Below are 13922 nucleotides of genomic sequence, written 5' to 3' on the forward strand. Positions count from 1 at the left end.
TATGAATTTGACTTAGAAGTAACAAATAAAGTATTTGATGTATTGAAAGAAAACAGAGTGCTGATAGGGATAGAACTAAAAAATCATGAGAAAATATATGTTGGTGTCATTAAAATATCAAGGGAGAAATCAATGAAAGTTCATTTGATTAATAAAGCTTGTGAATGGTTAAATGAAGAAACATTTTTATACAATGAATTGAGGGCTATTTATTTTGAGGATGACTACTTATATTCTTTAAATCTTTATATTCATTCTATGGAGCAAAATCATTAAGAATCAATACCATAATGTATCTTATACTTTTTGAAAAAGTACTTTAAACGTTCATATTTTCCTGTACAAAAGTCACCAGTTTTAACTAATTTTGAGGTTTTTTTATACTGTATCTGGTCGTAGGCTTCCCTTCGACCGTAAATGAAGAAGAGCATTACGCTCGTATCTATTAGTGAATGGGTGGTTTACTTCAATAACTACTATTACTTGAGCCAGACGCTCTTTGGTATTGTAGGTCGTAGGAGAACTTATGACTAGAGGAGGCTGATACTTTTATCCTTACAATATTATTGAAACTATTTTTCTTACCAATAAAATTTATAAATTAATAAGATTAATTTTAAACACTATTTAAACTACCACCAATTTTTAAATACCTTTATGTACACAAAATTCACACAAATTGCTTTAATTGTTTTATTATTTATTGCGATCTCTTGTTCTACGAATAGCGATTTAGTACCCGAACTGAATATCGTTGGCACATGGCGATTCCAAAGCGCTACAGGCTCTGCTACTGTTGGTATTCAAAATAAAGACTTAAAATATGACTTAGAAGTTAGTAATAATGGGGTAAGTCAGAAAATCAAAAAAACACTCACTTGGGTTTTCAACGAAAATGGCACTGGTACACAGGATGGAGCTAGTATCACCTATAAAGTCTCAGGCAATACGTTAACTATTACAAAAAATACGAAGACATTTAGTGTAAATATTAACTTAAAAGATGGACAATTAGACATCACAGAAGATGAAGTAGGGATAAAATCCATTATTGATGATTTTAATGCAAGCCTATCAGGCAACAAAATCACAAAGTATAATAGAACGTCCAATTATAAATCATTAAAAGAAATATTAAGTACCAATGGTACACCTGATTGTTTGGTAAAGACTTATACTTCCAAAGATGAAAATTTTGAAACAACGTCTGAATATTTCTATAATGATGAAAATAAAGTGATAGCTATAACTTCCAAAAGCTATAGTCTAACTTTTGGTAATGAAACTATATCAAATTACACATATGAAGAGACTGAATCTAACATAGGTTCAGATGTTAAACCATATATTACAAAGTTTAACAATGGCATAATTGCTGAAAAAATCTTTTGTGATAAGAATAAAAGAATAAATAGAAGAGAATCTTTTTCTTCATCTCCAGAAGATAAATATCCAGTATTTATTGATTATGAAGAATATGATATTATTGGAAACAATACTAGAACAAGCACTTATTTGTATGATGGTTTAACGGGAGAAAAATATAATTATTTTTTGATTTATGATGTAGAATACTCGAATGGAAATTTATCAAAGTTGTATAGCACAAAATATAATTCGTCAAAATATTTGGTATCTGAAATAGTAGATTGGACATCTAATCCTGCCAAAACAAAAATAGTTTATTTATACAATTATGGTAATCTAAGTTTTAACGATAATAACAAATATCATCCTTCTAAGAGCATCTATTACGATCAAACGGGTAAAATAAGCTATGAAACTAATATTAAATATACCTTTAATGACAAAGGATATATTTTGGCTAGTGAAGCTATCACTACAAATGGTAAAAAAAGTACTGTAGCGTATACGTATATGTGTAAATAGCAAAAAATATCTTTTGAATTAGACTGCATCTTGTCATAGACTTTCTTACGACCATAAATGAAGAAGAGCATCACGCTTGCATCTATGTGTGAACAGGGTGTTTACTTCAATAACTACTATTACTTGAGCGTAACGCTCTTTGGTATTGTAGGTCGTAGGAGAACCTACGACCAGAAGAGTTGATGAAGGGGTTTAAACTAATTATACCCTAATCAAAAGTTCGCCCAGAGGGCTTCTGCGATACTCGTCACTCGGCAAAGCCAAGCGACTGCGGAGTAAAAGTCAATATAATCACCATTCACTAACTCACTAAACAAAAAAAGACCCCACAAAGTGAAGCCTTTTTAAATACGAATCAAAAACCCGTTAAGGGATAATGTGTTTAATGGTTAAGTGATTTTGTAATATAAATACTGTTTATACAATGACTAAGCAATGACAACTACAAACCTAAAGCTCACATCTCATCACTCACAACTCACAGCTTATAATGTACTTCTGATAAAGCACGCAATACTGCCGCACTTTTTTCAGCGGTGATGTCTCTTTGTGGGTTCGCTAGCATTTCGTAGCCTACCATAAATTTCTTGACCGTTGCCGAACGTAAAAGCGGAGGATAAAATACAAAATGCCAATGCCATTCGTCATGCGCTTCGCCATCGGTTGGGGCTTGGTGTACACCAGCCGAGTAGGGGAAGGAGGTCTCAAAAAGATTGTCGTAACGTACTGTCAACCTTTTGTAGGCATTTGCAAAAGCGTCTTTTTCCGCATCGGTCATATCCGAGATTCTTGCCATTTTACGCTTCGGAACAATCATGGTCTCAAACGGCCAGACTGCCCAATAAGGTACGAGGGCCACAAAATGCTCGTTTTCAAATAATACTCTTTCTTGTTTTACTAACTCTTTTTCTAGATAGTCTGCTAACAAAGAGCGTTGGTTTTTCTGCCAGTATTTCAGTTGGGCGATTTGCTTTTTCATGGGTTCATCTGGAATCGATGACGATGCCCAAATTTGTCCATGTGGGTGTGGGTTTGAACAGCCCATCACAAAACCTTTGTTCTCGAAAATCTGAACGTAGTTAATAAAGTCTTTTCCGCCAAGGGTTAGGTATTCATCTACCCATGCATCCACTACTTTTCTGATGGCCGTTTCTTCCATTTCTGGTACGGTCAGGTCGTGGCGAGGGGAGAAGCAAATTACTCTGCCCAATCCTCTTTCGGTCTCCGCTCTGAACAATTCGTCTTCTTCAAAACTATGCTGAGGGGTGTCTTCTAACAAAGCCGCAAAGTCGTTATTGAAAATATAAACGTCTTGATAATCAGGGTTTACTTCGCCATTCATCCGAGTGTTTGTCGGACACAGATAGCAGGTTTCGTCGTAAGCAGGACGGTCGTCGCCAGCTACTTTTTCTACCTGCCCTTGCCACGGACGTTTGGCACGATGTGGCGATACCAATACCCAACTGTCTGTCAGTGGGTTATATCTTCTATGTGGATGTTCTTCAAAAATTGAGTTCATATTTATGCTTTGAGCTGTAAGCTATGAGCTTTAAGCTTTTTTGTTTTTGCTTTCGGATGTCGGTCGTCGATTTTAAAAAATCTGCGTAAATCAGCGGATAAAATCTCTGTGAATCTGCGGGTAAAAGCTTTTTAATCTATTGCTTTTTTACCCGCTGATTTGATTCGCTGATTTTAGAGATTTTTTATAATTCCATAATCCAAAAAATCTTCAATCTTGTATTTTAATCTTACATCCTAAAGTCTTATAGTCTTTAGTCTTGTGTCTAACGTCTTACCTCTAAATCACTTCCGTTCCATTCGTCAAAGCCACCTCGTAAGTCACTAAATCTTTTTGGTATTTAGCTTGATACGCTCTTTTGATTCTTTGTAAAAATGCTGCTGCATTGCTTTTTTCAACGATGTTTACAGTGCAACCACCAAAACCTCCACCCATCATTCTTGAGCCTACTACGGCACTATCCTCGCGAGTTTCGTCCACTAAAAAGTCTAGCTCCTCGCACGATACAGCATAATTATGTTGCAGACCATCGTGGGTTTCGTACATTTTTTTACCAAAAGTCGCCAAATCGTTTTGTTCCAAGGCTTCGCACGCCACTACTACGCGGTCAATTTCGCCCACCACATATACACAACGTTTATACACATTTTCAGAAAGACTATCTTTGGCATTTTCTACCATTGTAAGCGACAGGTCTCTAAAGCTTTTTACGGCTGGATAAATACCTCCTAAAATCCTCAGCCCTTCTTCGCATTCCAATCTACGGGTATTATATTCAGAATCACCCAAAGAGTGTTTAACCCCAGAATTGCAAAGAATAATAGTATGGTTGGGTAACGACAACGGAAAATGTTGGTAGTCAAGACTTCTACAATCCAAACGAATTACCGCATCTTTTTTACCAAACATCGAAGCAAACTGGTCCATGATACCACAGTTTACGCCTACAAAATTATTTTCGGCAGCCTTCCCGATTTTTACCATTTGCATGGTTGCTAAACCTAAACCATAGATTTCGTTCAAGGCAAAAGCCAAGCCCGTTTCTACAGCAGCCGACGACGATACGCCAGCCCCCAAAGGAATATCTCCACCAAAAACTAAATCAAAACCCTTGATAGTCTGTCCAGCTTTTTGGATTTCATCCACCACGCCAATCAAGTAATTTGCCCAACTGCTAGTAGATTTCTGAATGTCGCTAATACTGAAAGTATCGCTACTTTCTAAATCGTAGGCATATACATTACAGGTGTCATCCTGACGAGGGGCAATGGCAAAATAAATGGCTTTATCGATAGCCGCAGGCAACACAAAACCATCATTATAATCGGTATGTTCGCCGATAAGGTTGATGCGTCCTGGCGCACGAACCACTAGGGAAGCTTGTTTTGAAAATTGTTCTTGAAATTTGGCAATAATATTTTCTGGGTACATCTCTGAGCGTAAAATTAAATTTTAAATCAAAGGACGATATTTTTTAGAAATACTCATTGCCATCATCTACGCTAGACAATGAAATTAATTGAAAAAGTACCATAAAACCTATTAGAAAGGCATTACAAACATTTGCGCAAATTTTGCACAAACTTCAAAAATCTCCCTAATTTTACAAATCCAATCTCAAAGATGTATCATGCAGAAAAGTCAGGTTACTATTAAACATATTGCTCAAGAATTAGGCATTGCTATTTCTACGGTATCGAGGGCATTGCAGAATCATCCAAGAATTGGGCTTAAAACCAAAGAGCAGGTTTTTGAAGTAGCCAAACGGCTAAACTATGTGCCAAATCCTGCGGCAATATTATTGAGGAAAAACAAAACCTATACTGTCGGCGTAGTGTTTCCGCATTTGCAGGAGGAGTTTTTTTCGCAGGCCATTACGGGTATCGAAGATGTTATTAGTGAAAAAGGGTATAACGTAGTAATCAGCCAGTCGAGGGATAAATTAGCGCGCGAAAACAGGGCGATAAAATCGTTTATCAGTAGTAGGGTAGATGGCGTAATAGCCTCTATTTCAGCCGAGACTACGCAGTATTATTCTTTCAAGGAACTAGAAAATTATGGTATTCCTTTGGTGTTTTTTGATAGAGTACCCAAAGACGTAGCTGTTAATAAAGTAAGGGGCAACATCCTAGAAGCCGCTTTTGAAGCCACGTCTTTTTTAGCCAACAAAGGCATCACTAAAATTGCTATTCTGAATGGGCCATCAAATCTGGAGATTTCAAATGAACGCTTAGAGGGTTATTGGAAAGCCCTAAAATCTTTAGGACTGCCCATTGTTCAGGCTTATATCAAATCTACAGATTTGAGCAAAGAAGATACCTTTAAGAAAATGGAGGAATTGATGGCTTTACAAGAAAAACCAGAGGCAGTTTTATGTTTCAACGACTATGTAGCCCTGTATGCCATGCAAAGCTGTCGGCAAAATGGCATTGTACCCAATAGTGATATTCATTTTGTAAGTTTTGCTAATTTGCCTATTACGGCATATTTAGATAACCCACCGTTGGCATCGGTAGAACAATTTGCCTACAAAATGGGCGAGCAAGCGGCGTTGTTGCTATTAAAGATAATAGATGCCAAACCAGCAGAAAAACTAATGCCTGAAGAGATTATTATTGATACGGAGTTGGTGGTGCATTAGGGGCTTTCGGCTGTCGGTCGTCGGGTTTCGGTCTTCGGCTTTCGGATTTCAGCTAGGCAGTCACTAGTCAAAGACGAACGACTGCGGGAGAAGCATGCTAATTTTTAAAAATCTCCATAAATCAGCGTATCAAATCAGTGAAAATCTGCGGGTAAAACCAATAAACCACCATAAATGATGAAAAAGAAAATACTAAAAATTATTGTGTTAATAGTATTAACGATGTGGGGTTTCTATACATTAGGAAGTCTATTTGCTCCTGGGTCATATCCGAATGCGGAAGTTTACGAAATAGAAATGAGTGATTCATTGTTGATTGAGCGTATCAAAAAGTTTAAAATAAATAATCCTTCTTATGATATTCCCTCAGCAACTGGATTAACGGATGATGTTTTAGGACAAGAAGACAAGTGGATTATGTGTTACTTTTATTATCAGAAAGAAAATCAAATTGTTCAAACATGGGTAAGAAAGTTTAATAATACAAGTTGTCAATTTGCAATTGTAAGCATTAATGATGGCATGGAGATAGGAAAATGGAAAGATTTAAATCATGACTATGGCTTTTTTGAGACTATCAAAGAACGAGATAAATTTGAAGAAAGAATCTTAAAACCTTTGAAGGTAAATTTTAAAAGAACTTCTATTTTTTAATTTTTCTATGGGTGACGGCTTTCGGTCGTCGGCTGTCGGATTTTAGCTAGGCAGTCGCTTGTCAAATACGAGCGACTGCGGGAGGATGAAAAATAAAGTTCAGACAACCACAAAGCGAGCGTAATCCCGAAGGGATAACAGGATTATAGAAAAATAATGCGTGAAAAGTCATCCAATAGCTCTTAATAGCAGGCATTAAAAAGGGTTTTCAAACTTTGCTTACATTTAGGTTTGTCGCCAATAATTTTATATATAACTTGACATTCTGAATCGGTAAAAAACACTAGTATTAAGGTCGTTTTCTTGGTCTATGGTTTTAATCATTCCCAAACAAATTTTAAATAACAGTTTTACAAATTTAGCATTATGAAAAATATATTTTTTGGTTTCATCCTATCTATTTTGTTTAGTATCCCATCTATACATGGACAAAAAAAACAGCCATTATTTGTGTTGGATTTAGCTTCCTCCAAGTACTTCAAAGGCTTATTCACACCCCATCAATTTAATATTTTTGAAGATAAACTGTTAGCATTTAACCTACAAAAACAATGGGCTATTTATAATTATTCAACCAAAAAAGAAAGCATTGACTATACGCAAACAATAAAAAGTCAGATATATCAGAATTTTAATGTCATAAATACTACAGCAGGGAGTATTGTTTATGGCTATTCCGATATTTATTTTCTTGATAAAAAAAAGAGATTGAAAAGTTCTTTAAAATTTAAAACTAATGTTGACTATCATGTCTTATTATACGGAAAATACTCCTTACTTGTGGTACCTGGAATGGATGAATACATTGTTTATGATGCCAATAAGCGTTTATACAGTAGAAAGATTGATGTAAGTTATACTCAAAGTTCTTATCGTGAAACAAAAAATTTACTTTCAATGGTAACGGACTCACCAGAAGGACTCACAGAGTATCGTTATGATACGTTAACCAATACGCTGGTAAAATCATATTATTTATATGATGATGAAAACGAAGGATATGAAAAAAGCTATTTAGCTTATTCAAATGATAAATACGTGTATTGTTTTGAAGATGAGTTTACTAAATTAAGCGTTAAAAAAAGAAAAGCTCAATATGAACGCCTTGAAAATGTAATGACAATTCAATTAAAAGATTATTTCACCAATCTCAAGACTAATCCATTAGATTTCACAGAAGGGGAACCAAACTTTAAAATTGTTGAAATCAATGGGCGATTACATCTTGTATATTTAGTAAATAAGAAACTCTACTGTTATGTGTTGGATATACCAAACTAAAGCTTTCTTGTTTTCAGGCATCTGTCTTTAGATGTCAGCCTTTGGTATTCTGAAAAAAAGCTCCCAAAATAAACGCATAAAAATAAAATCCATACAAAACACCAAACGAGCGTAATCTTGAAGGGATGACATGATTATAGAAAAACAACATGTTTTTTAAACGAAACCCCGACGGGGTGACATAAACGCAGAATTACAATTTGTTTCCTTATTCAAAGTTCGCCCAGAGGGCTTCTGTGGATAGTAGTCACTCGGCTAAAGCCAAGCGACTACACATCCCTATCGCCTACAACTGAAATCCGATATCCGAAGACCGACAGCCGAAAGCAAAATCACCATTTCCGAAGCACAAACTGCGTAGGTTTTTGTCTCGACAGCATCAATAAAATACTTTCGTAAGTAAGAGCCTCTAACAATTTGGTCGCCCTATAGGCAGAAATATTCACCAGTTTAGCATATTCCTTAGCCGTAATTTTAGTATTCTTTTTCAAGTAAGTAATCAAATACTTTACGTTGGGTTGTTCCAATATTTGCTTGTTGATGTCCTTATCCGCCTTAATCATCACTTGTGTCATCTCCTTTGTTACGGGCGTAGTCTCATCATTTGCCCGAACATATACTGTACGATGCTCGTGTTCGTCTATTGATTCATGCGGTTTATTGACTGCCTCAGTAATATTCACAATCATAATATTGTGTTTGCCTTCCACCTTTACCGACGAATACACAATATCAATAGGAGGGACTACTAGCTCGCTGGCAGCATAGATTACTTTCGTCATTTCTTCTATTTCCGAACAGCCTTTTATCGACTTATCGTCATTTACACCAATAATCAACTGTCCGCCAGAAGTGTTGGCAAAGGCTGCCAAGGTGCGTGCTATTTTATAAGGACTATCTATTCTACTTTTAAATTCTAATGTGGTAGATTCTTTTTGTTTTAGTATTTCAAATAATTGTTTTTCTGTCATTCGTTTCGCTTATGAGTAAATAATGAACAATTTCGGTAATTTTGGATTATACTTCATACGTTATTAACAATATTTTGAAAACACAAGATTCCGACATTCCTTTAAAGGCATATCTATACCTCCTGTTGGGCGTTTTTTGTATCGCTTGGTCTGCTATTTTTGTCAAAATGGCCGATGCCCCAGCCCTTACTTCTGGGTTTTATCGTTACTTTTTTTGCTTTATTGGTCTGGTGCCAATTTGGCTATACAAAGGCATCAAAATCCCTGATGCGAACACTGCCATTTTAATAACCATCGCAGGCTTGTTGTTCGTAGCCGACATGAGCCTCTGGAATCTCTCTATCCTCCGCACTTCTGCGTCGGTTTCTACTTTATTGGCTAACAATGCTTCGGTATTTGTTGGTTTAGGAACATTGCTTTTTTTTAAACAAAAACTGCCTAAAATATACTGGCTTGGGCTAGCTGTGGCTATGGTAGGGGTTTTTCTGGTAGCGGGCAAAGATATTTTGCAAAATCCTAGTGTGGGGTTGGGGCATTTTATGGCTATAGGTGCCGCTGTATTTTATGCAGGGTATATGCTCATTACCCAACGCATCAGAGGGAAGGTCGATACCGTTAATTTTATGGCATGGTCGTTAATAGCCTGTTTGATTTTCTCGTTTCTTACCTGTTGGCAACAGGATTTAGAAATGACACATTTCAATCAAACTACATGGATAGCCTTTGTGGGTTCGGGTTTAATCTGCCATTTGGCGGGGTGGCTTTCTATAAATTATGCGTTGGGCTTTATTCCAGCCGCCATCGTGTCGCCTACCTTACTCATTCAGCCAGTACTTACGTCGATTATTTCTTTTTTCCTGTTGGGCGAAATCCTAAGAACCGAACAAATTATTGGTGGATTGATTGTATTATGTGGTATTTATTTGGTTAATAAAAAGAGCTGACTTTGTAGCCTTTGTATCAATAAATGAATCATCCTTTTAGTAAGTTCATCTTCATTTTCTAAGAAACGTTGGTACTCATCCAAGGTAAAATGCCCTGCAATTACACCTTCCAGATAATGCTTGAACTTCATGTCTTTTCTGATTGTCTGGTCGATATATAGCAGCTTGTCTTTATCAGCTAATTTAAAGAATCCGCCTTTGCGTTGATGACAATATTGTATGAAAATCTGAACCAATAAGTCGTTCTGTAATTTCAGGATAGGTCTTAATACCTCATTCTGAAATTTTTCAACTTCACCATTCGCCTCAACTTCAAATGTAATAATAGGTCTTAGTTTTGGTAATTCTTGCTCTCTATACATATAATAATCTTATTACTTAACCTCTTCAAAGGAGGAGAAGGTTTGTTTTCTATGGCTCTTTACTCGCGGAGGTATTGCCTATCAAGTACTTTTAAGTAAACAGTATTGATTTGAAAATGTTTTAATCCTTTCGCTTAGTATATTGCGTTGCACATCAAGAAGAGTAAAATAAGCTAAAGGAAGGTAAAATAGAAGAAATGATTTAATTTTAACAAAACAAAAAAATCGCCTTTGTTGGAGATAATCCAACAGGGGGGAATGACACCTATAAGACCATTCAATTTTTTGCCATGAAAAAAACAATAGTTATTCTTTTACTATCTTACTCTTTTTGTCAAGGACAATTAGATAAGAACAGATATTTTGAAAGTTTTAATGGGAATTTTTCAAATAAATCAAATTTTTGTGAGGCGTTGCTTAAAAGTTTTACCAGTGATTTCCAAGGTGTAAAGGTTATTGATTTTAAGACAATAGAAAAATTACCCCCAGTTTCTATTAAAGGTATTGGAAAAGTAGAAGTTTATCAAATTAATTTATCTGATAAACTTCCCTCAGTTATTCCTAAAAGATGCTATATTATTACCAATAAAAATAAAGCATCCCTATTATGGATAGAAACCTTGCAAATGATTAAGGTAAAGAAGACAGATAAAGAAGGTTTTATAGGAGGGCTACACAAGGTGAAAAGTAGAGGATATTTCATTATATACAAGGCTGATAATAAAGAGTTAACGCCCATTTTAGATACTTCCTCAGATAGATTTTGCTCTGACGGAATACCCATCTACAACAATAGTACAGACTGCATAAGTTATTCTCCTTTTTTATTTCGATTATCTCAAGAAGATATTAATAAAGATGAATTGTTAGACATTTGCTTTACGGGGCAAATAAATCAATATTGTGAAGGTTTAGAGTATGGATTAGGCAAAAATGATATTTTACCCAAGAAACGCGAGAGCGTTAAAATAGTATTTTTAATAGATAAGGTAAATCAAAATTCTTGGTATTTGAAAAGCGATTTAATATGTAAAAAACTAAAAAAATCCTCAATTTGAGAGCCGTCTCTAGTGTTAGGTTATTTCGCCTTTTTGCAATGTAACATTGCAGTATACATTGACGTAGTAAAAAACACTACGCCAAGCGAGGGGTGGTGCATTGCTGTAGCCCACCTTCTTGGAGATAATTCCAACAAAGGCGGAATTCTCCCCTCGCAGGCATATTGGTCTTTATTAATTCAGCCCTACTTCAAACTTCATCCCAAAGGTTTTCTAAGGTGTAGCCACTGCCCTCTAAGCACCAAAAATCACCCTTAATATATCGATAATGTTGATCTAATTTATTAATTTTCTCCATTTCTAAAGGTGTAAGTTCAATATCAGCGGCTTCAATATTTTCTTTTAACCTTTGTGGATTTACGGATTTTGGAATGACCGATGTGCCTCTATTGATTGCCCAAGCGAGCATAATTTGTGCGGGTGTATTTCCTTTCTCTTGGGCAATATCTATAATTGTTTTATTTTCAAACAACTTGGGTTCACCTGCTGTAATCCTATTGATGGGTCTATCTGACGAACCAAGAGGGCAAAAACCAGTGAGGATGATGTTGTTGGCATTGGCAAAATCTACAATTTTATTTTGTTGAAGAAATGGATGTAGTTCTAATTGTAGGGCTTCTGGACAAACACCAGTTTCATGGATTAATTCATTGATTTTTTTAATGCTAAAATTTGAAACACCGATATGCTTGGTCAAATTATTTTCTTTTAAAGCAATCATCCCCTGCCAAGTTTCCACCAAAGGAATGTGCTTCAAGTCAACCATTTCACTTCCATCTTTTGGATAATTTACGCTGTTTAAGAGTGCCACTGGCCAATGAATTAAGTATAAATCTAAATATTCGAGTTTTAGACTGTCCAATGTTATTTCAATAGTTGGTTGAATATCAACTATTTTATGGCGATTATTCCATAGTTTTGAGGTAATCCAAAGCTCATTTCTGGTTACCTCTTTATTATTGATAGCATCTGAAATTGCCTGCCCTATTTCGTGTTCATTACCATAGATTAAGGCACAATCAAAATGGCGATAACCAATTTCTATGGCTTTTCTAACGGTTTGATAAATCTCACCTTTGGCTGATTTCCAAGTGCCTAAACCCAACATTGGAATGCTGTCATTATTACTAAATTGAAGATATTTCATGATTTTTTGTTATCAATTTGATTGTTTTGTATATACAGTTTTCAGTAGGCTTACCAAACGATAAATCACTCACCCTTTACGTATTTCCTCCAATTATGTTGTTCTTTGAATCCAAGCACTTCTCGGATTTTTCGATTAGAAAATAAGGCTTCGTGTTCGCCTAATTCACGAGTAACTGGTACGTTGGGGAAAAACTTTTCGACTAATTCTTTACTTGGAATAATGGCACCGTTGTGGTCATTTCCAGCATTGAAAATCTGAAACCCAAGTCCGTCTTTCTGTAAACATAAATTTACAATTTGTCCTAAGTCACGGGCATCTATATAACAAAAAGCATTTCTGCGACGAACTTCAGGATTTTTAAAATAATGCGGGAATAGTTCAGCATATTCATGAGGTTCAATCACATTTCCAATTCGGAGTGCATAAATATCAAGGCCTGAACGACGCTGGAAACTCTGTGCCGTTTTTTCATTCACAACCTTTGATAATCCGTAACTATCCATAGGGTCCACATCATAATCCTCTTCAAGCGGTAATGATTTCGGGTCAGTTTGTCCATCTGAAAAACAGATTCCATAAGTGGTTTCCGAAGAAGCAATAATAATCTTTTTAATACCCAGTTTAACGGCTGCTTCAATCACATTATACGTCCCTATTGTGTTCACTCGAAAGGTTTCATTATCTGGTTTAATCAAAATTCTGGGAACTGCGGCAAAATGTACTACGGCATCAAATTTTGGAACACCATTGCCACCTTCCAATTCACCTAAGCCTATGTAAGAACTCATGGCATTAAACATTTGTCCAGCATCCGTAATGTCAGCTATTAGGTTTTCAACCCCTACAAGATTCAAAGGTGTTATATCCACGTTCAGTACCTTGTGTCCTTGTTGGAGCAGATACGCAATTACGTACTTTCCTGCTTTTCCCGAACCACCCGTAAAAAGAATTCTCATTTTAGTCATTTGTTTATTGAATTAATAAGGGGTTTTTGCCTTTGTTGGAAATAACTCCAACAAGGGCGGAAAGTTTTGATGAACCTTCGTTTGGTGTAATATATTTTTCCTTTTTGCCATGTAACATTGCAGTACACCTTGACGTAGTAAAAACACTACGCCAAGGGAGGGTGTCCTCTACATTAACTAAAAGCGAAAAGCTCTTTTCAATTTTAGGTCTTAGGACAACCTAAGACCAGATTGAGACTATCCAAGTCGCAAACTTGAAACGGTGCTATCGAACACTATAACTATATTGGGAATATTATTTATTTAGGAATAAGTTAAATTTATCAGAAATTAGTTTATTCAAAACTGAATCATGTGTTAATACTTCCATGCCTCTATCATCATATAAATTAATTAAAACGTAAATATTATCGAAACTTATTAAATAAGCATTAATATTAGCTGATGGTTCAATACCCAATTCATAAGCGGCTATACATTGTATTAC

14 protein-coding genes are annotated in these 13922 nt (G+C 35.7%); 7 read left to right on the top strand and 7 right to left on the bottom strand.

Annotated elements, in window-relative coordinates:
- Both AC07XN_RS19025 and AC07XN_RS19030 read left to right on the top strand, forming a co-directional pair.
- The coding region (locus tag AC07XN_RS19025) for a hypothetical protein (RefSeq protein WP_494744187.1) at positions 1–276 on the top strand (276 nt) is incomplete at its 5' end.
- Between the two features lie 381 nt (positions 277–657).
- Positions 658–1890 carry a lipocalin family protein gene (locus tag AC07XN_RS19030; protein WP_494744188.1) on the top strand — a complete coding sequence of 411 codons (1233 nt, stop codon included), beginning with the start codon at positions 658–660 and terminating at the stop codon, positions 1888–1890.
- 478 nt (positions 1891–2368) lie between these two features.
- Here AC07XN_RS19030 and AC07XN_RS19035 read toward each other — a convergent pair whose 3' ends face one another.
- The gene (locus AC07XN_RS19035) at positions 2369–3409 is read right to left on the bottom strand and encodes a UDP-glucose--hexose-1-phosphate uridylyltransferase (protein WP_309921565.1); all 1041 of its coding nucleotides are present in this window, start codon (positions 3407–3409) and stop codon (positions 2369–2371) included.
- A gap of 279 nt (positions 3410–3688) precedes the next feature.
- Complete coding sequence (locus AC07XN_RS19040; protein ID WP_494744189.1) at positions 3689–4840, bottom strand: galactokinase; 1152 nt, start codon at positions 4838–4840, stop codon at positions 3689–3691.
- 199 nt (positions 4841–5039) lie between these two features.
- Here AC07XN_RS19040 and AC07XN_RS19045 point away from each other — a divergent pair, with 199 nt between their 5' ends.
- The 3 genes from AC07XN_RS19045 to AC07XN_RS19055 all read left to right on the top strand — a co-directional run bounded on the left by AC07XN_RS19045 (position 5040) and on the right by AC07XN_RS19055 (position 7985).
- Entirely contained in the window at positions 5040–6050 is a 1011-nt protein-coding gene (locus tag AC07XN_RS19045; protein WP_494744190.1) for a LacI family DNA-binding transcriptional regulator, read from the top strand.
- A gap of 177 nt (positions 6051–6227) precedes the next feature.
- Positions 6228–6704, top strand: a complete 477-nt coding sequence (locus AC07XN_RS19050; RefSeq protein ID WP_494744191.1) for a hypothetical protein — start codon at positions 6228–6230, stop codon at positions 6702–6704.
- Positions 6705–7070: 366 nt separating this feature from the next.
- Entirely contained in the window at positions 7071–7985 is a 915-nt protein-coding gene (locus AC07XN_RS19055; RefSeq protein ID WP_494744192.1) for a hypothetical protein, read from the top strand.
- Positions 7986–8317: 332 nt separating this feature from the next.
- On the opposite strand, the gene AC07XN_RS19060 is transcribed toward AC07XN_RS19055, so the two are convergent.
- Positions 8318–8956 (bottom strand): AlbA family DNA-binding domain-containing protein, encoded by a 639-nt coding sequence (locus AC07XN_RS19060; protein WP_494744193.1) that lies wholly within the window; start codon positions 8954–8956, stop codon positions 8318–8320.
- Between the two features lie 74 nt (positions 8957–9030).
- Between AC07XN_RS19060 and AC07XN_RS19065 the strand changes: the two genes are divergently transcribed.
- Positions 9031–9900, top strand: coding sequence for a DMT family transporter (locus tag AC07XN_RS19065; protein ID WP_309921544.1), 870 nt, complete (start codon positions 9031–9033; stop codon positions 9898–9900).
- Here AC07XN_RS19065 and AC07XN_RS19070 read toward each other — a convergent pair.
- Positions 9876–10262 carry a glyoxalase gene (locus tag AC07XN_RS19070; RefSeq protein ID WP_494744194.1) on the bottom strand — a complete coding sequence of 129 codons (387 nt, stop codon included), beginning with the start codon at positions 10260–10262 and terminating at the stop codon, positions 9876–9878. The two genes, AC07XN_RS19065 and AC07XN_RS19070, sit on opposite strands and share 25 nt — an antisense overlap.
- A 290-nt stretch (positions 10263–10552) precedes the next feature.
- Here AC07XN_RS19070 and AC07XN_RS19075 point away from each other — a divergent pair, with 290 nt between their 5' ends.
- The gene (locus AC07XN_RS19075) at positions 10553–11320 is read left to right on the top strand and encodes a hypothetical protein (RefSeq protein WP_494744195.1); all 768 of its coding nucleotides are present in this window, start codon (positions 10553–10555) and stop codon (positions 11318–11320) included.
- A gap of 190 nt (positions 11321–11510) precedes the next feature.
- Here the strand turns inward: AC07XN_RS19075 and AC07XN_RS19080 are convergent, their stop codons facing one another.
- From AC07XN_RS19080 to AC07XN_RS19090, 3 genes are all read right to left on the bottom strand, one after another.
- Positions 11511–12467, bottom strand: coding sequence for an aldo/keto reductase (locus AC07XN_RS19080; RefSeq protein WP_494744196.1), 957 nt, complete (start codon positions 12465–12467; stop codon positions 11511–11513).
- A gap of 65 nt (positions 12468–12532) precedes the next feature.
- Positions 12533–13435: an NAD-dependent epimerase/dehydratase family protein gene (locus tag AC07XN_RS19085; RefSeq protein ID WP_494744197.1), complete on the bottom strand. Its 903-nt coding sequence runs from the start codon at positions 13433–13435 to the stop codon at positions 12533–12535.
- Between the two features lie 295 nt (positions 13436–13730).
- Positions 13731–13922, bottom strand: a 192-nt coding sequence (locus AC07XN_RS19090; RefSeq protein ID WP_494744198.1) for a DUF3885 domain-containing protein, incomplete at its 5' end; no start/stop codon positions are given.

This window comes from Arcicella sp. GW458-12-2-14-TSB2, from assembly GCF_059423785.1.

Coding starts and splice junctions, on each gene's coding strand:
- AC07XN_RS19030 (WP_494744188.1), top strand. CDS start 658: ATGTACACAAAATTCACACAAATTGCTTTAATTGTTTTATTATTTATT.
- AC07XN_RS19035 (WP_309921565.1), bottom strand. CDS start 3,409: ATGAACTCAATTTTTGAAGAACATCCACATAGAAGATATAACCCACTG.
- AC07XN_RS19040 (WP_494744189.1), bottom strand. CDS start 4,840: ATGTACCCAGAAAATATTATTGCCAAATTTCAAGAACAATTTTCAAAA.
- AC07XN_RS19045 (WP_494744190.1), top strand. CDS start 5,040: ATGCAGAAAAGTCAGGTTACTATTAAACATATTGCTCAAGAATTAGGC.
- AC07XN_RS19050 (WP_494744191.1), top strand. CDS start 6,228: ATGAAAAAGAAAATACTAAAAATTATTGTGTTAATAGTATTAACGATG.
- AC07XN_RS19055 (WP_494744192.1), top strand. CDS start 7,071: ATGAAAAATATATTTTTTGGTTTCATCCTATCTATTTTGTTTAGTATC.
- AC07XN_RS19060 (WP_494744193.1), bottom strand. CDS start 8,956: ATGACAGAAAAACAATTATTTGAAATACTAAAACAAAAAGAATCTACC.
- AC07XN_RS19070 (WP_494744194.1), bottom strand. CDS start 10,262: ATGTATAGAGAGCAAGAATTACCAAAACTAAGACCTATTATTACATTT.
- AC07XN_RS19075 (WP_494744195.1), top strand. CDS start 10,553: ATGAAAAAAACAATAGTTATTCTTTTACTATCTTACTCTTTTTGTCAA.
- AC07XN_RS19080 (WP_494744196.1), bottom strand. CDS start 12,467: ATGAAATATCTTCAATTTAGTAATAATGACAGCATTCCAATGTTGGGT.
- AC07XN_RS19085 (WP_494744197.1), bottom strand. CDS start 13,435: ATGACTAAAATGAGAATTCTTTTTACGGGTGGTTCGGGAAAAGCAGGA.